This window comes from Chryseobacterium sp. 22543 (assembly GCF_052044565.1).
Lineage (GTDB): Bacteria > Bacteroidota > Bacteroidia > Flavobacteriales > Weeksellaceae > Chryseobacterium.
Map to the genome: position 1 here is coordinate 129,541 of NZ_JBQENH010000003.1, position 22,570 is coordinate 152,110.

Genomic DNA, 22,570 nt, shown 5'->3' on the forward strand with positions numbered 1-22,570 from the left:
TCGTCGGGCTCATAACCCGAAGGTCATCGGTTCGAGTCCGGTTCCCGCTACTAAACTAAAAATCGGTATAACGACAGTTATACCGATTTTTTTATGTTAGCCTGTCATTGCCAACAAAGTGAAGCAATCTCAGGTTGCAGTAACGCAGAGACGCAAGTTTATAATTGTATTATAGAATCGTTTTAAGAGCCAAGAGTAAATATTTTCTGTTTCCACTGTTGATACGCTTCTCTCATACAATGTCCACAAGGACGATAATTATTTTGTAGAGCTTCTTTTTCATCTGTAAAGAAGACCCTGTTTTCTATTTTCATTCTTTTTCCTGACCGGCAGCTGAGCAGTCCATAGATTTTCAGTTTTTTATTTCCTCCAAAACAAACTTCTCTGCTATGAATTTTACTTCTCAGACTTTTGGCTGATATTTGAGAATGTGAGAGCATTATAATTGAAATTTTAAAGTTGAAATTTAACACAGTTAGCACAACTCAAATTAGCTGATTGCATCATGGAAAATAATTCCCAAAGCATAGCGGTTTCCTTCCTGAACCTCACTTATTCCATGTTTCATATTGACCCTGTAATAGCCTTTGGCACCTTTTTCTGGCTTAAATTGAGTCGTAAAAATGAGTACATCTCCTTTCTTAGGTTTTAAAACAATAGCTTTTGACTGTGCTCTCGGGATCTGCTGGGTAAGTACAAATTCTCCACCTGTAAAATCTTTATCAGGTTCGCTGAGCATTAACACAATTTGGATAGGAAAGTACACATCGCCATATAAATCCTGGTGTAAAGTATTAAAACCACCTTCTTTATATTTTAAAATTAAAACAGTAGATTTTTGTTGGCCATTGGTATGACATTGTTGTAAAAATTCCTGATGATCTAAAGGAAATTGAGTGTCAATATGTAAGGCTTTAAACCAGGAATTGGCAATCGGAGCCAGATACGGATAAATAGTCGTTCGTAGGGTCTGAATCATTTCAGGAAGCGGGTAATCAAAATATTTATATTCACCAAGGCCGAAACGGTGTCTTGCCATGATCACTGTTTTTCGGTAAAAACCGGGATTGTCATAATTTGTCTTTACTATTTCGCATTCTTCATCTGATAACAGATTAGAAATTACAGCATATCCGTTTTCATGCATTGTTTCCGTAAGGTGCTGCCAATCTGTATTTTTTATTTTATGAATGATATCTTTCATTGGTTTTATTTTATACTGCAAAAATCCGAAGTTGTTCAGGATAATAAAATCCGAAACATGTGGTATTTATCTTCAGACTGAAGCTTCTGGACTATGAGTATAATATGAATCTGGATTATAAGTCTGGTCCTGGTTAAGACTACTTTTGTCCTGTTAATAAAATAAACATAACTATGAATTACATTATTAAAAAGGCAAGTCTTGAAGATCTTAATGAAACAGCAGAATTATTCAATCTTTACCGTGTTTTTTACAGACAGGAATCAGACATTGAAAAAGGAAAAGCTTTTCTCAAAGAACGGTTTTTAAACAGTGAATCGGATATCTTTCTTGTGATTGCTGAAGGAAGGGCTGTAGGATTTGTACAACTTTACAAGCTCTTTCATTATACCAAACTACAGAAACAGTGGCTGCTAAGTGATTTATTTGTTCACCCGGATTACAGAGGAAAAGGCTTTTCCGTAGCATTAATTGACCGTAGTAAACAATGGTGTGAAGAAACAGGGGCATGCGGATTGATGCTGGAAACAGAAAAAACAAATGATATTGGAAATACGCTGTACCCGCGTTGTGGATTTGAGTATGATGGACTTCATAATTACTACCAATGGTGGAAATAGGTACAAAAGGGAACGATGATTTTTAGGCTGGAGGCTGGGGCAGGAAACTCCCAGCATTTTTCTTAAAAGTAGTATTAGTTCTACAATTGTGCACGTTTAATTCTACAGGAATTTTCAGCTAATGGAAAGGTATAGTTCTATTTTTGTAAAGCTCTTACAGATCATGGGTAGGACAGTTGATCTGTAGAGTGTATGCAAAAAAATCTCTGCCTAATTTTCTACTTTTTCCCCAAGAGTTTTATGATTAGTACCACAAAACTGCTTTTTCCGGCGGAGATTTTTTGCTTTTAAATAAAAAAGAGAACCGCAATTGCAGTTCTCTTTTTTTATGTTTTTAATATGATTTTAGATATTATTGAGCCAGTTGAGCGTAAGAAGTAAGCTTGTTGTCATCAGACATTGTCTGTCCTAAAAAGTCTCTTTTCTGATCCGCTTTCATTCTCCCTGCAGAATCGTTGGCATTGAAATAAGCTTCATTCAATTTTGTAGCAATATCAGCAGGCTTGAAATCAAATTTAGTATCACCTTCTACACCCAGATATCCGTTCTTTCTTGTAAGGTTGGTAATATAATTATTGTAGTTGATCATTGTACCTCTAAACATATTGTTATGGTATTCCATACATTTCTTAGCTTTTTTAGAAGAATTGTTCAGGATACAGTTTTTCATATTGTTCCTGTATAAAAACCATTCAGATTCTAAAATACCATATTCTCTGCCCACAGCAATCTTCCCATTATTCACAATATTATTATCCCCTTCTTTTGTGGAGATGGTCTGAAGATGCTGAATAACCAATGGAACGGTAGCTTCGATTTTTGATTTTGTATCCTTTAATATGCTCAGATCGGCAGCAGGAGAACCCTTCTTTTGTGCTGTAGTAACGTTAAAAATAAGCAGTAATAGTACAATCAATAAATTATATCTTTTCATGAGAAATTTTTAAAGCACTAAAATAAATATAATTTCCCGGTTAAAACAAATTCATTTTAATTTTATTTAATAAAATTTAACAAGTTTTAAGAATTTATACCTGAAATGACTCTTTTTGTGTGGATTAAGCAGGTGGATATTTCACTCCTTTAAAAGATTAATATATTTTAACTAATTTTATATAATTGATTTTCAAACAGTTGTATTATTATCTATGTTTATCACTAAAAAAATAGTTGTTTGATTCATTTTTATTTCTACATTTGTATAACTAATTTCTTAGTGATATAGAATAGGATGACTTTTATATCACGATAATTGATAAATGAACAGGATATGAAAATTCAGACTTTAACAAAAGCAGAAGAGCAGGTAATGCAGTATTTATGGAAAATAGAAAAAGGATTTCTAAAGGATGTTCTTGATCTTTTTCCGGATCCAAAACCACATACCAATACGGTCTCTACCATTTTAAAAGTATTGAAAGACAAAGAATTTGTAGACTATCGTGTACATGGAAGACAGCATGAGTATTTTCCACTGGTTTCAAAAGAACAGTATTCTGGGAAAACCATGAAAAGTCTTGTGAAAAACTATTTTAAAGGCTCTTACAAAAGTGCCGTTTCATTTCTGGTAGAAAAAAACGAAATGACAGTAGAAGATCTTGAGATGTTATTGGACGAACTCAAAAATAAAGACTAGTATCTATGGAAGCAATACTTTTATACTTTGGGAAAACAATTTTATGTTCAGGTGTAACATTTTTGTATTATCAGTTGTCTTTAAAAGACAAGACATTCCATCATTATAACAGATTTTATCTGTTGGCCGCAATCGTGATGTCACTGTTGCTGCCACTCATCAGAATAGATGATTTTACGATAGAGGTAAATAGTGATATGTATATGCTTCTTGATAAGATTCAGAATTTTAATTCAGAAAAAAATATAAACAATGGTAACCTTTATTTTAACATTATTTTTTCAGCTCTGGGACTGGTTTCTCTCTATTTTTTAGGGAAGCTTATCTATGGGATTTTCAAAATCCAGCAGTTTAAAAAACAGTTTCAGAAAGAAAGTTTTGACGGGATCAACTTTTACCGTACAGACCTTAGTGAAGCTCCGTTTTCATACTTTAAGAATCTTTTCTGGAAGAATGCTATCACCCTGCATTCTGATATCGGAAAACAGATTTTAAAGCATGAGATGGTACATATTGAGCAGAAACATTCCTTTGATAAGATTTTTATCGAGATTATTACTTCTGTTTTTTGGTTCAATCCGTTTTTTCATATCATCAAAAAAGAAATTAATCTCATCCACGAGTACCTGGCTGATAAAAAAGCCGTACAACAATCGGACACCAAAGCATTTGCGCAGATGCTTTTAGCAAGCCACTTTTCCGGAACACAGTTGCCTGCTGCCAGTCCGTTTCTAAGTTCAAACCTTAAAAAAAGACTTAAAATGTTACAAAAACCAAAAACCAAGTTCGGATATGCGCGAAGAATTCTTGCATTGCCGGTGTTATTTACCGTAGCTTTTGCTTATCTGGTAAATGCAAAAAACAGAGAAATTGAAGAAACCAATCTTTCCATTAAAAAAGTAGTTTCAGAAATCAAAAAAGATACCGTAAGACCATCGGGTCAGGAAAAAATTACAGATCTGAAACCTGTCTCACCGGAAGATCATACAAAAGTGGCTGAGCTTGAGAAAAAGATAAAAGAAAAAGAGACAGAGCTGAAAGGATTGGATCCGGAAAGTGATGCCTTCAGTGATAAAATTGAAGAAATAAGTAACCTCGCATCAGAGATAGGAGAGATAGCTTCCAAAGTTGAAGTGGATGAATATTTCAATTCTGCTGAATGGAAAAATCAGATGAAGGAACTTGAAAATATGGATACTCTTGATAAAAAAGAGCTTCGTAAAATAGAAAGAGAGGCTAAAAAAGCGGGAAGAGAAGCTGCAAGGATGGTAAAAAAACTGCCTATTCCTCCTGCTCCACCGGAAGAGCCAAAAGAACCCAAAGCTCCGAAAGTAATTTATTTTAAAAATAATAATACAGTCTATTATAAGGATCTTAGTTCTAAAGAAAAAGATGAAGTACGTAAGGCAATGAAAGAAGCCAGAAATGCGATGAAGGAAGCCAGAATTGAAGGAGAAAAAGCTAGAATTGAGGGCGAAAAAGCCAGAAAAGAAGGAGAGAAGGCAAGAGCAGAAGGTGCTATAGCTCGCATACAGGGAGACAATGCGAGAGCAGAAGGAGAGCGAATCAGAAAAAAAAATGTGATCATAAGGATTGATGGAGAGAGAATAAGAAAGGAAAGCGAAAAAATACGTGCAGAAGCAGAAAAAACAGCACAGAGTTTTAGAGCTGGTAACTTTACCATGACAACTTCTGCTCCTAATGTTATGGTAATGAATGCTGATTTCATCAAAAAAGACGGCAACGGAAACATCGCCATGAATGGGGTGAAAAAGTTTAGCATAAATGGCAGTGATGACCTGAAATACAAGTATTTTATTGACGGAAGAGAAGTATCTAAAGATGACGTTAATGCTTTGAATTCTGCCAATATTTCAAAAGTAATGGTCAACAGCCAGAAGAATGGGGAAGTGAAGAGAGGAGAAGTAAGAATTGAGACAAAGAAATAAAAGTTCCAAAAAGCTTTGTCAGTATTCAATTGGCAGAGCTTTTTTACTAATATCCGGATAATACATAAATTATGAAAAAAAGTTATTTCATTTTATTAGCACTGTTAAGTGTGTTTGTGAATGCACAAGTGAACAGATTCTTTTATGACTACAAATATGTTTCTGATTCTACCAATAAAGCAGACGTGAAAAGTGATGTTATGCTTTTGGATATTGATAAGAATGGATCAAAATATTACAGCCGCGATAAGTTTGTTGCTGATTCAACAATGAAAGCTGATATCGCCAAGCAAATGAAAGGAGGATTCGGAGGCAGTATTAATATTAAAAGGAATATAAAACCTGGAACAATTAATACAACTGTTACAAAAAAATATCCTGATTACAGTGTTTCATTCTCAGAAAATATAGGGAATACTACTTATAAGATGCCTGAAGACCAAAAACCTGAATGGAAAATCTTACCAGAAAAACAAAAAATTGGAGAATATAATACCCAAAAAGCAACCACAAATTTTGGAGGCAGAAGCTGGACAGCATGGTTTTCTACAGATATCCCGTTTCAGGATGGTCCTTATAAATTCTATGGACTGCCGGGACTGATCATTAAGATTGAAGATAAAACAGGATCACATATCATGACTTTAATAGGTAACAAAAAAACAGAAGCTGCCTCAGAAGAAGATATTCAAATACCAGGTCTTACTACAATCGGTTTAGGAGGTAAAGAAATAGAAATAACTAAAAAACAGTTTAAAAAAGCCTGGAAGGATTACCTTGTTGATCCTACAAAAGACATGAAACAAACCATGAGTGCTCTTCCTGCAGGAGCTGTTGTACAGATGAAAAATCAGGATGGAAAAAGTATTGATACGAATGAAATGTATAGGGCTATTGAAAAAAGAGCAAAAGAAGAACGGCTAAAAAATAACAATAAAATAGAACCGGAGCTTTATCAATAAGCAGTTTCTATTTGATTAAAATACAGTAAGGTTATCATAATCTTACTGTATTTTTTTTGTATTGTGTATCTTTATCCGGGACTTTAAATTCCATAGTATGACAGAAAAAGAAAAATGTGCAGCAGGACTTTTATACAATGCCAATTACGACAAAGAACTGATTCAGGAGCGTATTGCCTGCAAAGATCTGTGTCAGGAGTACAATGGACTGAAAAACTCTGAGGCAGAAAACAAATACAGAATACTTAAGAGCATTATTAGCGATATAAAAGAAAATATCTGCATAGAACCCAATTTCTGGTGTGATTACGGATACAATATAAAAGTAGGAGAGAACTTCTATGCCAATCATAACCTTATTATTTTAGATTGTGCTAAAGTAGAGTTTGGTGATAATGTTTTTATCGGTCCAAACTGTAGTTTCTATACAGCAGGCCATCCGGTTGATGCAAAACAGAGAAACGAAGGTCTTGAATATGCACATCCGATTAAAGTAGGAAATAATGTCTGGCTGGGAGGAAATGTGGTTGTGCTTCCCGGAGTTTCCATTGGAAATAACTCGGTGATTGGTGCGGGAAGTGTTGTCACGAAAGATATTCCGGATCATGTTGTCGCTGTGGGAAATCCGTGTAAAGTTGTTAAAAAAATTACAGAACAGAATTAAAAAACTATATCAAACTAACCATGAGAAAGTTGATCATTTTATTGAGTCTTATATTGGCTGTAATTACTAATGCCCAGAATCAAAGATTTATTTATGAATACAAATATGTTCTGGATTCCATAGCTAAAGATAAGCCGGAAGTAGAAATTATGCTTTTAGATGTTGCTGCAAAAGGATCAAAATTTTACAGTAAGGATTCTTTTGAATCTGATTCTCTTATGACATCTGCTATGGAAAAACAGCTTCAGATGGGAGTTAAGGAATTAGATTTTTCAGGAATCAAATTCAAAGGCAAAATAAGTTATAGTGTTGAAAAGGTGTATCCGGATTATTCAGTTAACTTTTTTACCAATCTTGCGGCTGACGAATATATGGTACAGGATGCCAGAAAACAAGAATGGAAAATCTATTCAGATAAAGCAGAGATAGGTGGATTTAAAGTACAAAAAGCAATTGGTGACTTTGCCGGAAGAAAATGGACAGCCTGGTTTACCACTGATCTTCCTATTCAGGATGGTCCTTATAAATTTCATGGGCTTCCGGGATTAATTGTAAAACTTGAAGATGCTTCCCATACCCATTCTTTCGAATTAAAAGGAAATAAAAAACTCCCTGAAGGCTATGAATGGAAGAATACCAAAGAAAAAGAACGATTTAATGCTCTTGTTACAGTGAATGAAACCAGGTATAGAAAAGCTTTTAAAGACTATCTTGCTGACCCTATGAAAAGTGAAAAACAGATGTTGGCCCAGGGAATTGAAATTCAGGAAATGGATGATTCAGGAAAATTGATTCCTGCTGATAAAGCACAAAAAGATAAAGAAATAAAAAGGAAGAATGATCTGAAAAAGCAAAATAATATCCTTGAGCTGGATCTGCTGAAATAAAAATACTCATTATAAAAATAAAAACCCGGAACATTGTTCCGGGTTTTTTATATCTGAATAAGAATCAGTTATTATGCTAATTTCTGAGAATCTGCAATAAACTGAGCCAATCCGCTGTCTGTTAATGGGTGCTTCAATAAGCTCAAGATCGGAGGCAGTGGAGATGTAATTACATCAGCTCCGATTTTAGCACAGTCAATAATGTGCATTGAGTGACGGATAGAAGCCGCTAAAATTTCAGTTTCATACATATAGTTATCAAAAATCAATCTGATTTCCTGAATAAGGTTCAGACCGTCTGTAGAAATATCATCTAATCTTCCTAAGAATGGAGAAACATAATTTGCTCCAGCTTTTGCGGCCAAAAGAGCCTGTCCTGCAGAGAATATCAGTGTACAGTTAGTTTTGATCCCTTTATCAGAAAAATATTTTAAAGCTTTGATACCGTCTTTGATCATCGGAATCTTTACAACGATATTAGGGTGAATAGCAGCCAATTCGTCTCCTTCCTTAATCATTTCTTCATACGTTGTAGAAAGAACTTCCGCAGAAATATCTCCGTCTACAAGTTCGCAGATCGTTTTATAATGGTTTTTAATTGCTTCAGATCCCTGAATACCTTCCTTTGCCATTAATGAAGGGTTGGTCGTTACACCATCTAAAATTCCAAGATCTCTAGCTTCCTTGATTTGCTCTAAATTAGCTGTGTCAATAAAAAATTTCATTTTGTTAAATAGATTTATTGATACAAAGATAGGGAATTAATTGGGTTCTGGGATATGAATTTTGAGTTACGGGGTTCGGGATTTCGAGTTACGAGGTTCGGGATTTTGGGTATACGCGTTGTAGAATTGGAGGGGTTGAGAGTTTCAGGTTTGGGAATGGGATGAATTATATACAGTAAAAAAAATAATTTATATTGATCTTGAACAAATAGTTAATTTTGCACCTAACACCTAAATATCATCCATGAAAAGCAACAGTTTCACAGCCACATTGGAAATCATTGGAATTAATCCTTTTGTATTTATTCCGAAAGAGATTTTGGACAGGATTTTTGATGAATCAGGGAGAAATAAAAGTCCGGTTCCGGTAAAAGGAACAGTGAACGGACTGGAATTTAAACAAAACCTGATGAAATATCTGGGAGAATGGAGACTGTATGTGAACCTGACAATGTTAAAAAATTCCCCGAAGAGAATTGGAGAAATCATTGAAGTTGTATTGGAATATGATGATTCTGACAGAAGTATTTCTATGCATCCTCATTTGGAAAAAGCGATTAAAGAAAGTCCTCTGGCAACAGAAAATTTTGAAAATCTGATTCCTTCAAGAAGACATGAACTGGTTCGTTATATCAACAATTTAAAAACTGAAGCCAGCATCCAGCGGAATATCGAGAAAATCATCCGCCACTTACATGGTGAAACCGATTTTTTCGGAAAGGTGATTGAATAGGTGAACAGAAACTAAAAAGAATTTTAAAAACGCAAAGACCAAATTAAATTTTCTTATTGTTAAGTAAGTTAAGAAAGCGAAAAAGTTGCTGATGAAGCTTATGATATACATACGCTTAGAAAGAATCAACGAAGTTGATTTAAACTTTGCTCCCTTAAAATAAAAAGTAAGTAAAAATAGACCTTTGCGTTAAATTTAAACTAGATTGGATAAATAAAAAATGCCGGAAAAACTTTCCGGCATTTTCTTTTACTAAGAATTTAGTGTTTTGCTAAGCTTTACAGCGTCCTGATTGGTAGGGTCATACTGTATCGATTTAGCAATATGCTCTTTTGCCTTATTAGGATCTGTCTGCTGTTCTGCAAAGGCAATATAGAAATAGGCATAGGCCAGATTTTTCTTATTTTGCTCTACTTCTTCCGGTTTTACGGTTGCAATATACTTTTCATAAGCCAGTTTTGCATTGGCATCATCTTTTGCAGACTGATAAGCATAAGCCTGGCTGTAGTAAGATGGAGCCCAGTCCGGTAATAAAGCAGAAATTTTCTTCCAGGTATCAATGGCATTTGGCCAGTCTGAAGCTTCCTGATAAGCTGCTGCTAATTTTGCTAAGGATTCTGTATCCTTTGGATTGGCCTCAATCTGTTTTTTAAGACCATCAATCGTTGGATTGGTTGTTTGACTCGTCGCTGCCGAAGTTTCCGGTTGAGCCGTTTGAGCGTTTACAAAACTTACACTTCCCGCCAGTATCAAACCTAAAAATAGATTTCTACTATTAATTGTACTCATTTTCATAATCTTATATTTTAAATTCGAAATCTAAAATTCAATAATAATTCCATAAAAAGTTAAATTTTAGAAGCTTTAAGTTTTTTTAGAAAATATTAACGGGAAACATGTTTTTTTTAGTTTAATTTTTGATTCGTTAATGTTTGAAGCTATCTTTGTCATTCATTTTTTTATTAATAAATATAATTTCGTGGTATGAATATCATATTAGCTTCAACATCCACCCTTTTTGGTGGAGAATATCTGGAATACTTAAGAGAAGAATTAATCCAACTTTATAAAGGAATTGACGAAATTGTGTTTATCCCTTTCGCAAGGCCAGGCGGAATTTCCCATGACGATTATACAGCAAAAGCACGCTCTTTCTTTGAAACCATCCATATAAAAGTAAAAGGGCTTCATGAATTTGAAGATAAAACAGCAGCCCTTAATCAGGCAAAAGGATACTTTACAGGAGGCGGAAATACATTTTTATTGGTCAAAACATTACATGAAGAAGGATTGATGTCTGCCCTAAAAGAAAATGTATCAGGAGGAAAAGCATATCTTGGATGCAGTGCAGGAAGCAATATCGGAGGCCAGAATATGAAAACGACGAATGATATGCCAATTGTATATCCTCCAAGTTTTGACTGTATGGGACTGGTTCCTTTCAATATCAATCCACATTATCTTGATCCTAACCCGGATTTGAAGCATAATGGAGAAACCAGAGAAACCCGTATTCAGGAGTTTCTTACCCAAAATGACATTAAAGTAGTAGGTCTTAGAGAAGGAAACTGGATCAGAAGAACAGCAGATTCCATTACTGTGGAAGGAAATGAGCTGACAAGAATTTTTGAAAAAGGTAAAGAACCTTACGAAATAGAAGCAGGAAGCAGACTTTAATGAACAAAGAAGAGATCAATCTTTTTGTAGAACATAATCTGAGCAATTTTTCAGTGAACAGTACCGGATGGGAACAGTTGATCCGGAACCTGCTCTTTGAATTTGCTATTGCAGGCTGGAATATGGAGCACCGTGTTTTTGGAAAGGAAAAATTCGGTGGGTTGAGGTGTTACACATACTCCGAGGACGAAGCACTTAATAATAAGCTTAAAGCCATCAAAGATAAATATTCAGAATTGTCTGTAAAGACTTGTGAAATCTGTGGCAGTGAAGGTAAAATGAGGGTAATAGGTTCGTGGCAAACCACGCTGTGCCTGAATCATTTTCTGGAACAGCAGCCTTTTATTGAAATTGATCATCAACAGAATATCAGGAGAAGTAATAAAACCATTCTGAATATCAAAAATATCGTAAAAGCCGACCTGGAATATGACTTTCAAAGCGTATGGATTCATACAAAAGAACAAGGAGAAATGTTTTATTTCTCATGGCAGGAACCTAATTATTATCTGCTTTTAAAAACAATTCCTCTTTCTCTTTTTCCGGAAGACAGACGGAGTGAAATTTCAACGTTATTCCAAAGTTTGCAGAATTGTGAGATATGCGGATATAAAGCTGTGCATCAAAAAAATTGTCTGCGCTGTCATCATGAGCAATGGAATGAATCCGGATATTTTATAGAAGATTATAGAGAAAAATCAAATTATATAAAAGAATGCCAGATGGATATTTTTATAGATGAAGAGGATTACGAGAAATATTTCACCTATGATCAGTCATTTGAAAAAACGTCTGATCATCAGATACTTTTCAGCTCCGATGATCTCAGGGCGTATGAAAAGCTTTTATTTTAACTATATTTGATTAGAATTTAAATCAATGAAAAAGTTTCAGATACTGGTCATGAACTGTATGGGAACTCTTTGCATTCAGAACCAAATAACAATTTAATGAAAAAAACATTTGCTGTTCTCACACTCTCTGTACAGATGGTTGCTGCGCAGAATATTGCTCAGAAACTGGATAAAGTAACCAAGGATCTCATGGATTCTTCAGGAACGGTTTCTTCCAGTTTATCATTTTATGTTTCAGATGAAAATGGCAACTTTATATACGAATATCAGGGAAGTAAGGGACTTTCTACTGCTTCTACACAGAAAATTTTTACCGCTGGTGCAGCACTGGAAACCCTGGGCAAAAATTATACTTTTACAACCACTTCAAGCTATTCCGGAAACATTGCCGGAGGAACACTGAACGGAAATCTTTTCATCAGTTCCAATGGTGATCCTACATTAGGAAGCTGGAGATATGATGCCTATAAACCTGAGAATTTTAAAAAGAAGCTGATTGAGGCAATTAAAAACTCAGGAATTACAAAAATATCAGGAGATCTTGTGATTGATGATTCTTATTTTGATCATCAGACGATTCCCGGTGGCTGGCCTTGGGATGATCTTGGAAATTATTACGGAGCTGGTGTGTGGGGAATCAACTGGAAAGAAAACCAGTTTGATATTAATATTAACGGAACAGATTTTAAAAACTTTTCTTATCCTTTGGAAGGAGTGAAATGGCTGAATGATCTGAAAGCCGGAGGAAGTTCTGATCAGAGTCTTATCTTTACCGCACCTCATTCCGAGGTAGCGTTGATTAACGGAATGCTTCCGGCAGGAAAAACGGTTACGGTTTCCGGCTCTACGCCTAATCCGCCCTTACAGCTCGCAGCAGAAGTGAAACAATGGCTGAAAGAATCGGGAATTGAGATTTCAGGAAAAGCAATAACGAATTCACAGCTTGAAATAGAGGGAAAACAGGCATTGGAAACTCCTAAAAATAATATTCTTTTGACTTACCAATCTCCGACGCTGGATAAAATTGTGTATTGGTTTCTAAGGAAAAGTATCAATCTGTATGGAGAAACATTGATTAAAACCTTAGGAAAAGAGAAAAAAGGAAATTCAAGTTTTAAAAGCGGGGTTTCTTATCTGAAAGAATTCTGGAAATCAAAAGGAATTAATCCTAATATGATCAATTTTGCTGACGGAAGCGGACTTTCACCACAGAATTATGTAGCGGCAAAAGCAGAAGTGCAGGCTCTTTTATATGCTAAAAAGCAATCATGGTTTGAAGCGTACTATGATGGTTTCCCAATTCAGGAGAATGGAATGAAGATGAAAAGCGGTACGATGAGAGATACCAAATCTTTTGCAGGATATCACACCGCGAAAGATGGCAAAAAATATGTGTTTTCGATTATTATCAACAACTACCAGGGAAGTGGAAATGCAGAACTGCAGAAAATTCTGAATGTTTTAAAATAAAATAACTTTGAGAAAATCCATACTTACCAGACTGAATAACTGGATCATTTTTGTTGTCATGACTACTTTGGTAATCGCTATTGTAGTGGCTTCGACATCGCTCATTAATTTTCTCAGAAAAGAGGAGATCAAAAGGATCAGCCTTCTTTCCAAAGCGATAAGAATACAGCAGGAAGTAAAGACTCCGGATACGGATGTTCTGGATCTGCTGCCGGATATCCTTAATATCAACAATACCATTCCGTTCATTGTAACAGATAAATATAAAAACCCTATTCTTGATCTCGGATATTACAGAAATATCCCTGAAGCTACTATAAAGAACCCTGAAAAACTTCAGGACCTGATCCGGAATATGGAGAAAAATTATGATCCTATTGAGATTAAGGTGCCGGATGGGAACAATCAGTTTGTCTACTATGACAACTCGCGTATGCTTAATAACCTTCGGTATTCGCCTTATATTTTAGGATTGTTTATTCTGCTGTATTTCGGTTTTTCATTCTGGTTTTTCAGGACGATCAAAAAAACGGATGAAGGTTATCTCTGGGCAGGTTTGGCTAAAGAAACGGCGCATCAGATCGGAACACCTTTATCTTCCATGATTGGGTGGATGGAAATTATGAAGCTTGATAATCCTGAATCGGAAGGAGTACACGAGATAGAAAAAGATATTGAAAGACTTAGAACGATCTCAGAACGATTCTCAAAAATAGGTTCTATTCCTGAGCTGAATGACAGGAATTTCAATGAAACAATTCAGGAGAATTATGATTATTTGAAAACCAGAATTTCCAAAAAAATCAATTTTACATTGAATCTTCCGACCTATACCGTGTTGGTTCCGCACAATAAAATTCTGATGAGCTGGGTGATTGAAAATCTGGTAAAAAATGCTGTGGATGCCATGAAAGGGGAAGGTGCTATTACGATGTCAATTTTTGAAAGAAATAAAAATATTCTGGTCGAAGTAAAAGACAATGGAAGCGGAATGACAAAACAGCAGGCAAGAAATGCTTTCAATCCCGGATATTCTACTAAAAAAAGAGGTTGGGGATTAGGATTGTCATTGGCAAGAAGAGTCATTCATGAATATCACAACGGAGATATTAAGATTTCTCAAACTGAAGTAGGAAAGGGAAGTACTTTTAGGATTACAATTAAGAAAGAATAAAGGTTGTTACAGAAAATAATCTTAAAAATATAAACCAATAAGGGTTGAATAAAAAAATACAAGATCTTATTTATTCAGATTTAAAAATAAAAAGCGGGGAAAATTTCCCCGCTTTTCTTATTATTTTTTACCAGTGAGCCACTGTGTTTGTAATTTCAGTTCTTCCGGAGTTGGATTCGCCTTGAAGGTAGGAGTTTCCATTGTCATCTTATCCAGAATAGCCTTTCCTTTCAACGTCATTTTCTCTTTCTTACCGGCATTATCTCTTAGAATCGTTACTGTAACGTCCTGCCCGTCTTTGATGGTTCTGGTATAGCCAATAAAGTCCTGTACTTTTTTGATGTCTACCGTTTTTCCATCTAAAGCAAGTACCTGGTCTGTAATTTTAAATCCGATACTTTTTGCAAAAGGAGACAAAGCAGAGTTTTCATCAAAAGCAAAAGCATTGTTCTTTTCATCAAAACCTGTCTGGTTCGGGTCTTTGATAAACCAGAAAAGAGGATGGCTTTCCTGCTTTTGAATGTCTATACCTACCATTTTCAGATATTCTGCATAAGGAGTGGGCTGGTTTCCTGCAATATATTTATTGTAGAAATCTTTTACCTGAGGATATCCGGTTACCGTTACCAGCTCGTCAATCAGTTTATCATCTTTGAAAGGTTTGTTTTCTCCAAATCTTTGAGACAGTTTTCTGATCATATCACGATATCCCATCTGTCCGTTGGAAAGTTTTCTAAGCTCAATATCTAGACACATTGCAAGAAGAGCTCCTTTTTCATAAACATTTCTGTACTGATCCTTGTAAGGTTCAACCAATACATTTTTACTCATTACCGTAAACGGCATCGTATCATCGTAACTCTTGGAGTTGGCAATCTTCTCACCAATTCTTTGAAGGAACTGATCTTTATTGATAAGACCCTCCTGAATCTGAAACAGGTTGGCAAAATATTCTGTTCCACCTTCGTACATCCATAAGTGCTGAGACATCTTCGGATCTGCATAATCGAAATAGTGAATCTCTTCAGAATGCGTCTTCAGAGGATTTACTGTATGGAAAAACTCGTGAGAAACCACATCTGTAATGGTATTGTCGATAGCATCTTTCGGCATTCCTTCAGGAAGAACCACACTTGTAGATTCATGGTGTTCCAGTGCTCCGAAACCTTTTACTTTAGGTCCGTCACCTCCGGAAAGATAAAGCATGATTGCATACTTTTTATTGGTATTCATATCACCCAGGAATTTTTTCTGAGCAACCACCATTTTTTCCAGATTCTCTTTGAAATCAGCAGCTTTGTATTTTCCTGTTGGAGAATATACTCCCAGCACCAGATCCATTCCTCCTGCATTGAAGGTAATATAATCCGGTTTTGTATACATAAGTGGAGAATCTGTTACCTTAGCATAGTTCGCAAGGGTATAGGTATCTGTAGCATCAGATTTGTCCTGGTCTACCAATGCTGTTGTTCCGTAGAAATCTGTTGGTTTCTGAACGATCAGCTGATAAGGAACATCCTGCATATTATCAATATATCCTATAAATCCGTGGGTATTGATCATATATACTTTACCTGCCTCAATATCTGTTCCTGACGGAGAAAATACCGCTTTATGCTTTGATGCATCTAATTCATCATCAAAACTGTCATTCACAAGATAAGAAATTTTGGAAAGACCCTGCGCATTTTTCAATGAATAGGTATTATCATTTACTTTAGTGAAAGTAAGTTCTTTTCCTTTATTATCGTAAAATTTGATCCCTTCGATGAATCTTCCGTAATCGTCTACAGAATAAGTACCCGGAACCGTTTTAGGGAAATGAAATTTAACATCTCCTGATTTCATTTTCGGAAACTCCATGGTAACGGCTACTTTATCATCTTTTACATTGACTAGATCAATGGTTGTTTTTATAGACTGAGCATTTGCTAAAAAAGAAGCAAAAATACCGAGACTAAGTACTGTTTTTCTCATTAGGTTTACATTAATAGTTAAATAGTTGTTCTTTTTATCATTTTGTTACGGAAGAAGTATTAAACTTTTCTTAAAATTTCAATGTAAAAGCGAAAAGGCAAATCTGCTGGTCTGCAAATCTGCCTTTTTCTTTTATTTATTATTGTAATAATTGATATAATAGTTGGGGTTTAATTCAACCGGATCATTCTTTTTAAGCTTTACGGTCTGCCATTCTTCCGTAGGATTTATAGTCTGATCACCGTTGATGATTATAGGTAATTTCAGGTTTTTTACCACATCTGTATAACGGAACTTTAGAGTATCACCATTTTGAGTGTACTCAAAAGTTGGTATTTTTATCGTTCTCAGGTACTGATCAAAAACAGTTGAGAAATCAATGCCGGATTTTGATGAAATATAATTTTCAATCTGCTGGGTGGTAACAGTCTGATGATAAAAATCTTTATTCAGTCCTCTCAGAATCTGTCTGAACTTTTCATCATTGTTAATTACCTGTCTTATCGTATGAATCATGTTGGCTCCTTTTGGATACATATCTCCGCTGCCTTCATTTCTTACGCCGTACTGACCAATAATAGGAACATCATTATCTATCAATTTCCTTATCCCCTGAACATAGATTTCAGAAGATTTTTTGTCCATATATTTTTCCGTGAAAAGAGTCTCGGAATAATTGGTGAAACTTTCATGGATCCACATATCAGCCTGGTCTTTTGCTGTAATATTATTGGCGAACCATTCATGGCCGCTTTCATGAATAATAATGAAATCCCATTTTAATCCAACTCCTGTCCCTGAAAGATCTCTTCCAAGATAGCCGTTCTGATATTTGTTTCCATAGGCTACATTACTCTGATGTTCCATACCAAGATGAGGAGATTCTACAAGTTTGTATGAATCTTCATAAAACGGATACGGACCAAACCAGTATTCAAACGCTGAGAGCATAGGTTTTACCTGTTGAAATTGTTTTTTTGCCTTGTCTAGATTATAGTCAAGGACCCAATAATCCAGGTCCAGTTTTCCTTTTTCACCCTCAAATACATCTTTAAAATTTACATATTTTCCTATACTCGGGATAATGGAGTAGGCGTTGATAGGGTTTTTAACTTCCCAGGTATAAGTAGTTTTACTGCCGGTTGTTTTTTTATCAGTTAGTCTGCCGTTACCTACACCTACCAGATCATTAGGAGTTACAATTTTCATAATGACTCCGTTATCAGGTTCATCGCTCCAGATATCTTTGGTAGGAAGCCATATGGAAGCTCCTATTCCCTCATCAGCAGCAGTCATCCATGGATTTCCTTTTTCATCCTTAGTAAAAACCCAGCCTCCGTCCCATGGCGCGTTTTTAGCAATGGTAGGTTTTCCGGAATAGATAACATTGATAGTATATTTTTCGCCTTTTTTGAATTTTTTATTCGCTGTAACCAAAATGAAATCCCCGTCCTGCTTGTAATTTTCAATAGGGAAATTTCCTTCCACTTTATCAGCTTTCATAGGCTGTTGAAGATCAATCTGGAAAACAGGGTTGGTAATATCTTTTATAATCTCAAAGCTGATTATATTATTTCCTTTAATACTTCTCTGCTCAAAATCCGGTTCTACGGAAAGATCATATTTTTTGACATCCCAAAAATTTCTGAACTCAGTATTGGAGCCTTTTAAAGTATCCTGTTTGGTGAAAACCTTACCCTTTTCAAAGAACTGCCCGAAAACCAGTCCTGATGCAAATAAGAGTGTATATGACAACTTTTTCATTTAAACTTTTATTAATAATCTTTTCAAAAGTATAAAATTAAATTAATAGCACATACCGGAAATACAATAAAATGTAGATTTTGAAAAAGCATAAAAAAAGCCCGGTCAATGCCGGGCAGTAAAAAATTGTTAGGTTTTATTTTTTGATGAATTTCAGGTTTGTAGTGGTACCCTTATCTTCAATTGAAATAATATAAGCTCCAGTACTTAATTTTGAAACCTGGATTTTATTATCATTAATATGGCCGCTCATTACTTTTTGACCTGCCATATTAGTAATGATAAACTGAGCTTTAGATGAAATCTGAGTTACATTTAATACATCACTTGCCGGGTTAGGGTAGATCTGAATTGAACTCTTATCTTTTACTGTCTCATTGGTAGAAAGCTGCTGCTGGATAAGTACCGGATAATCCTCTACTTCACCATATTGCTGGTTGCTGCATCCGCTGTTTGGCTGGCTTTCATATCCCAATACAACTCTCATGATCACATTTCCTCCGGTATAAGCATCTGCAGGTACTGAGAATGTTCCTGAAACAGGAGTTGCTATACTAGGTGCGCTGGTGTAGATTATTTCAGATGAAGAGAATACTCCGTCTTTGTTGAAGTCTATCCACGCTGTTACCCCGTCATTATATTGTGAACCTGTCCATGCTTTGGTAATACTTACATTGTTACCTGAAGATCCGGACATCAGGGTGATTAGTTTTGTAGGATCCGTAGTGTAGTCTGTATACGGTGTATTATTACTGCTATTTGAAACAGGAGGCATTCCCGAAGGAGTTACCGTCACATTGGAAATATATTCATCAGCTGCATTTGTTCCGGTTATGGAACATTTAGCAAATGAAGTCGTTGTGAAATTCGTTGATGCAGAATAAGAGCCAACAGAAGATCCGCAAACATTGGCTATCTGTACTTCATATTGAGTTGCTTCTGTAAGACCTGAAATGTTATAAGAGTTTGTTGAAACAGGAACAGTAGTCCATGTTGCCGTTCCTACTTTTCTGTACATTACAGAATAAGTTGCTCCTACTAAGGCTGTCCAGTTTACGGATGCTGAGGTTCTTGTAATGCCTGTTACCGTAATCCCCACCGGAGCAGATGTTGCACAGGCACTTGCAGATGCAGAAACTGTGGCATTCCCAACCGCGTAGAATACATTATCAATGGCGCTTACTCTTATCTTTACGCTGGCACCTGTTGCCAAAGAAGAGAACGAAAACGGCTCAGCTCCATCATTAGGTGTGGAAGGAGTAATAACCGTCCATGTAGTTCCATTGTCTGTAGTATAGTCTAATTTAACATTCTGTACATTATACGGTGCATTATTAGTGTTCACTACATCCCAGGCAACAGCTCCAGGTGTATTATTGTAAACCGTAGTTGAAGTTACTTTAAATGGACCTTCATTGCCTATATCCACTTTCATCAGGCTGCTTTGGGTCTGTTGTTGTGCAGCATCCGGATTATTATCTCTCACCGTTACCTTGAAATTCATAGTTCTTGGTATGTTGGATACTGTTTCCCAATCTACAGCACTGGTAAGAGTGCCATTAAGAACATTTGCCAATTTAGGGAAATAACGGGTAGGGGAGTTTGTAGGCATTAGAGATCTGAAGTTCGCACCATTATTTCTGGTTGCACTTACTGGTCCAAAAGTAGAAGTAGCCAGATCATATTGTTCCCATGTGTAAGTCATTGGATCATTTTGTGTATCTGCAGCAGAAGCTGTCAGTACAAAAGCAGTTCCTTTAGGGATCATTTTATTAGCCAATGGCTGTATAGAAGGAGGTGTATTGGCTACTGCTGTAATAATACCACAATCCTGAGCATTCACATATGCTCCTACTTCTTCAATATTTTTGGTATGAAAATAAGCATCAGAATGCATCTGAACATTATAGTTGGTAATACCGGCGTATCCCATAATAGTAGATCCCGATCCCGGCTCCATGTGGGCACCGTGCAAAGCAATAGACATTGTGTGTGCTGCACCGAACTGGTGACCGATTTCATGAGCTACAAAATCTATATCATAATTATCTCCGAAAGGCTGATCCGGAGTAGATGGTGACGTGATTCCTGCACCTTTAGAAGTAGCATCATTGTTGCTGGCAGGATTTCTGCAGACATTTCCTACATCTCCGGCACTTCCACCACCACCTCTGTGGCCAAAAAAATGTCCTATATCATAGGCATTATTACCTACACCAGCAGTATTGGAAAGAGTTTGCTGAAGTTGTAGATTCCATGCGCCGGGAGCACTGTAGCTGCCATTTGGATTTACTATTACATTAGAGTAAGGATCCGTCGCAGGATCTGCGAATATAAGCTGTGGAAGATCCTGTACAATCATATGGATTCCAAAATCTTTTTCAAAAACACCATTTACACGGTTCATTGTAGCATTAATACGGGCTGCGGCTGCAGGCACACCTCCGGCAAGCTGAGTGTATTCACCATTTACGGAGATTGCGATTCTATAGGTTCTGTATTTTTGTTCATTACTTTTATTAACATTACCGAGCCCGTTTAAGACATTTTTTGTTTTAAGAAGCTTATTCATTTCTTTCTTTGCCTTCTCAGGCTCAGAAGTTTTACACTCAAAAGGATCTTCCTGGGATTTATTAGATTTAAAAAAGACTCCAAATACATCCCTTTCTTTGTTGATGGGCTCTATAAATTCGTATTTCCCAGTATTAGAGTCGAATGTCATAGATTGGAAATCGTTTGGTGCAGTACTGAACCGGATTTGTTTATGTGGATTATCCAGTCCGATACCGGAATATGCTCCCAATTCGTATCTGTCTGCCATAGACTTTTCTACTACAGGCGAGCTGTACACTGAAAATTTTTCAATTCTTCCGTCTGCTGTTGGAATAGAAACAATAACCGGGCTTCCTCCTTTTCCTGCTTCAGGAGTATTCTTCAGTTGCTCTCTCAATGCAGAAAGATCAAACTTATAGGCATATTCTACCTTAACTTCTTTTCTTACCGGTGTGATTTTTTCCGAGACCGGTTCCCAGCGTTGTGCCTTTAAACCGCTTAGACTTAAAGCTAGTGCACACACAAAAATAATTTTCCTTTTCATATTTTTTATTGGTTGTAATTGATTTTTTTAAAGATAGTGTATTTTATTAAAAAATATATTAGCAATACGGTGTTAATTGTTCCCAACTTTATATTATTAATTAAATTTTATCATTGTTTTAAATTAAATTAAGAATAAATACAATTAAGGTTAATTTTTTTATATAAAATAAGCGCTACCATTCGGGTGAATAGTAGCGCTTAGAATTTTATTAGTAAAAAAATACTGGTTATTTCTGTACTGCCGGAAGATTTCCGTTGCTTTTCTGTACCTTCTTATACGTGAATGTACACATCATAATACTGAATTCATACAAAATAAGCAGTGGGAATGCAGCCATCAGCATACTTAAAACGTCTGCCGGAGTAATGATTGCAGCAACTACCATAATCAAAACAATAGCGTGACGACGATATGTTTTCATAAATGTTGGAGTCAGAATTCCGATGCTGGTAAGGAAATAGATCAGAATCGGGAAAAGAAAAATAACACCCATCCCTAAAACTACCTGTAAAAATAAGGTGGTATAATCACTTAAATCATAAAGCGGAACGATAATGTCTGAAATTTTAAAAATAACCCCAAAATTAACCGCAAACGGAAGGATTAGAAAATAACCACATAATACTCCGGTCATGAAAAGAATCCATACCGCATTAATAATATAAATAGAATTTTTTCTCTCTCTCGGATGTAAAGCAGGACCAATAAAACGCCATAATTCCCATACAATATAAGGAAATGCTGCTACCATTCCTCCAAAAATAGAAACAGCCATCATTACATTGAACTGCTGATACAATCTCTGTACACGAACGGGAAACTCTTTTGGAAGATGAATACTGTCTTCTCCTAAAATCATTCTTGAAAAATGATTAACAACTCTGAAGGTTGGGAAATCATTTCTGGTGGGCCCAAAAAAGATATGGTCCATAATCCAGTTGATATTAAAGCCAACCACAAAAGCCGCAATTATGATAGCAATAATCGAACGGATCAGATGCCCTCTTAATTCTCCTATATGCCCAAGAAAGGACATGTCTTTACCATCACTCACAGAATTCAATTTTTAAAGCGCAAATTTATAAAAAAAATGACAGAAGTAAGCGTCTGCAGATTATTAGTTAAATTTTACTCTTGATCTGCAAATCATCTTTCATGTATTAATCTCTAAACT

20 protein-coding genes are annotated in these 22,570 nt (G+C 35.8%); 11 read left to right on the forward strand and 9 right to left on the reverse strand.

Translation table 11 applies throughout. The features are described 5' to 3' along the window. Positions 1–182: 182 nt before the first annotated feature. A complete protein-coding gene (locus ACTJIP_RS11360; RefSeq protein ID WP_077416774.1) occupies positions 183–440 on the reverse strand; it encodes an Ada metal-binding domain-containing protein in 258 nt (85 codons plus the stop codon). A gap of 50 nt (positions 441–490) precedes the next feature. Further along, entirely contained in the window at positions 491–1,204 is a 714-nt protein-coding gene (locus ACTJIP_RS11365) for a 2OG-Fe(II) oxygenase (protein WP_077416776.1), read from the reverse strand. Positions 1,205–1,377: 173 nt separating this feature from the next. On the opposite strand from ACTJIP_RS11365, the gene ACTJIP_RS11370 reads away from it, so the two are divergent. Next, complete coding sequence (locus tag ACTJIP_RS11370) at positions 1,378–1,824, forward strand: GNAT family N-acetyltransferase (protein WP_180563907.1); 447 nt, start codon at positions 1,378–1,380, stop codon at positions 1,822–1,824. Between the two features lie 352 nt (positions 1,825–2,176). On the opposite strand, the gene ACTJIP_RS11375 is transcribed toward ACTJIP_RS11370, so the two are convergent. Then, complete coding sequence (locus ACTJIP_RS11375; protein ID WP_440704592.1) at positions 2,177–2,758, reverse strand: hypothetical protein; 582 nt, start codon at positions 2,756–2,758, stop codon at positions 2,177–2,179. Positions 2,759–3,094: 336 nt separating this feature from the next. Here ACTJIP_RS11375 and ACTJIP_RS11380 point away from each other — a divergent pair, with 336 nt between their 5' ends. From ACTJIP_RS11380 to ACTJIP_RS11400, 5 genes are all read left to right on the forward strand, one after another. Further along, the gene (locus ACTJIP_RS11380; RefSeq protein WP_047385363.1) at positions 3,095–3,460 is read left to right on the forward strand and encodes a BlaI/MecI/CopY family transcriptional regulator; all 366 of its coding nucleotides are present in this window, start codon (positions 3,095–3,097) and stop codon (positions 3,458–3,460) included. A 5-nt stretch (positions 3,461–3,465) separates the two neighbouring features. Further along, positions 3,466–5,409, forward strand: a complete 1,944-nt coding sequence (locus ACTJIP_RS11385) for a M56 family metallopeptidase (RefSeq protein ID WP_440704593.1) — start codon at positions 3,466–3,468, stop codon at positions 5,407–5,409. Positions 5,410–5,480: 71 nt separating this feature from the next. Continuing rightward, a complete protein-coding gene (locus ACTJIP_RS11390) occupies positions 5,481–6,371 on the forward strand; it encodes a GLPGLI family protein (RefSeq protein WP_440704594.1) in 891 nt (296 codons plus the stop codon). Between the two features lie 97 nt (positions 6,372–6,468). After that, positions 6,469–7,035: a sugar O-acetyltransferase gene (locus ACTJIP_RS11395; RefSeq protein ID WP_077416786.1), complete on the forward strand. Its 567-nt coding sequence runs from the start codon at positions 6,469–6,471 to the stop codon at positions 7,033–7,035. Positions 7,036–7,055: 20 nt separating this feature from the next. Further along, entirely contained in the window at positions 7,056–7,922 is an 867-nt protein-coding gene (locus ACTJIP_RS11400) for a GLPGLI family protein (protein ID WP_440704595.1), read from the forward strand. Between the two features lie 71 nt (positions 7,923–7,993). Here the strand turns inward: ACTJIP_RS11400 and fsa are convergent, their stop codons facing one another. Further along, positions 7,994–8,647 carry a fructose-6-phosphate aldolase gene (gene fsa, locus ACTJIP_RS11405; RefSeq protein WP_047385358.1) on the reverse strand — a complete coding sequence of 218 codons (654 nt, stop codon included), beginning with the start codon at positions 8,645–8,647 and terminating at the stop codon, positions 7,994–7,996. 244 nt (positions 8,648–8,891) lie between these two features. Between fsa and ACTJIP_RS11410 the strand changes: the two genes are divergently transcribed. Then, the gene (locus tag ACTJIP_RS11410; protein WP_077416790.1) at positions 8,892–9,380 is read left to right on the forward strand and encodes a YdeI/OmpD-associated family protein; all 489 of its coding nucleotides are present in this window, start codon (positions 8,892–8,894) and stop codon (positions 9,378–9,380) included. A gap of 252 nt (positions 9,381–9,632) precedes the next feature. On the opposite strand, the gene ACTJIP_RS11415 is transcribed toward ACTJIP_RS11410, so the two are convergent. After that, positions 9,633–10,169 carry a tetratricopeptide repeat protein gene (locus ACTJIP_RS11415; RefSeq protein WP_440704596.1) on the reverse strand — a complete coding sequence of 179 codons (537 nt, stop codon included), beginning with the start codon at positions 10,167–10,169 and terminating at the stop codon, positions 9,633–9,635. 195 nt (positions 10,170–10,364) lie between these two features. Here ACTJIP_RS11415 and pepE point away from each other — a divergent pair, with 195 nt between their 5' ends. From pepE to ACTJIP_RS11435, 4 genes are all read left to right on the forward strand, one after another. Then, entirely contained in the window at positions 10,365–11,057 is a 693-nt protein-coding gene (gene pepE, locus ACTJIP_RS11420; RefSeq protein ID WP_077416794.1) for a dipeptidase PepE, read from the forward strand. Further along, positions 11,057–11,911, forward strand: a complete 855-nt coding sequence (locus ACTJIP_RS11425) for a hypothetical protein (protein WP_077416796.1) — start codon at positions 11,057–11,059, stop codon at positions 11,909–11,911. The genes pepE and ACTJIP_RS11425 overlap by 1 nt, the downstream gene beginning before the upstream one ends. A gap of 96 nt (positions 11,912–12,007) precedes the next feature. Continuing rightward, positions 12,008–13,381, forward strand: coding sequence for a D-alanyl-D-alanine carboxypeptidase/D-alanyl-D-alanine endopeptidase (gene dacB, locus ACTJIP_RS11430; protein WP_180563903.1), 1,374 nt, complete (start codon positions 12,008–12,010; stop codon positions 13,379–13,381). Between the two features lie 7 nt (positions 13,382–13,388). Then, positions 13,389–14,555 carry a sensor histidine kinase gene (locus ACTJIP_RS11435; RefSeq protein WP_077416800.1) on the forward strand — a complete coding sequence of 389 codons (1,167 nt, stop codon included), beginning with the start codon at positions 13,389–13,391 and terminating at the stop codon, positions 14,553–14,555. Between the two features lie 120 nt (positions 14,556–14,675). On the opposite strand, the gene ACTJIP_RS11440 is transcribed toward ACTJIP_RS11435, so the two are convergent. The 4 genes from ACTJIP_RS11440 to tatC form a co-directional block, all read right to left on the reverse strand. Beyond that, the gene (locus ACTJIP_RS11440; protein ID WP_180563902.1) at positions 14,676–16,532 is read right to left on the reverse strand and encodes a M61 family metallopeptidase; all 1,857 of its coding nucleotides are present in this window, start codon (positions 16,530–16,532) and stop codon (positions 14,676–14,678) included. Between the two features lie 132 nt (positions 16,533–16,664). Beyond that, the gene (locus ACTJIP_RS11445) at positions 16,665–18,296 is read right to left on the reverse strand and encodes a M1 family metallopeptidase (protein ID WP_077416804.1); all 1,632 of its coding nucleotides are present in this window, start codon (positions 18,294–18,296) and stop codon (positions 16,665–16,667) included. Between the two features lie 136 nt (positions 18,297–18,432). Further along, positions 18,433–21,393 carry a reprolysin-like metallopeptidase gene (locus ACTJIP_RS11450; protein WP_180563901.1) on the reverse strand — a complete coding sequence of 987 codons (2,961 nt, stop codon included), beginning with the start codon at positions 21,391–21,393 and terminating at the stop codon, positions 18,433–18,435. Between the two features lie 229 nt (positions 21,394–21,622). Beyond that, entirely contained in the window at positions 21,623–22,450 is an 828-nt protein-coding gene (gene tatC, locus ACTJIP_RS11455; protein WP_180563900.1) for a twin-arginine translocase subunit TatC, read from the reverse strand. Positions 22,451–22,570: the final 120 nt, after the last annotated feature.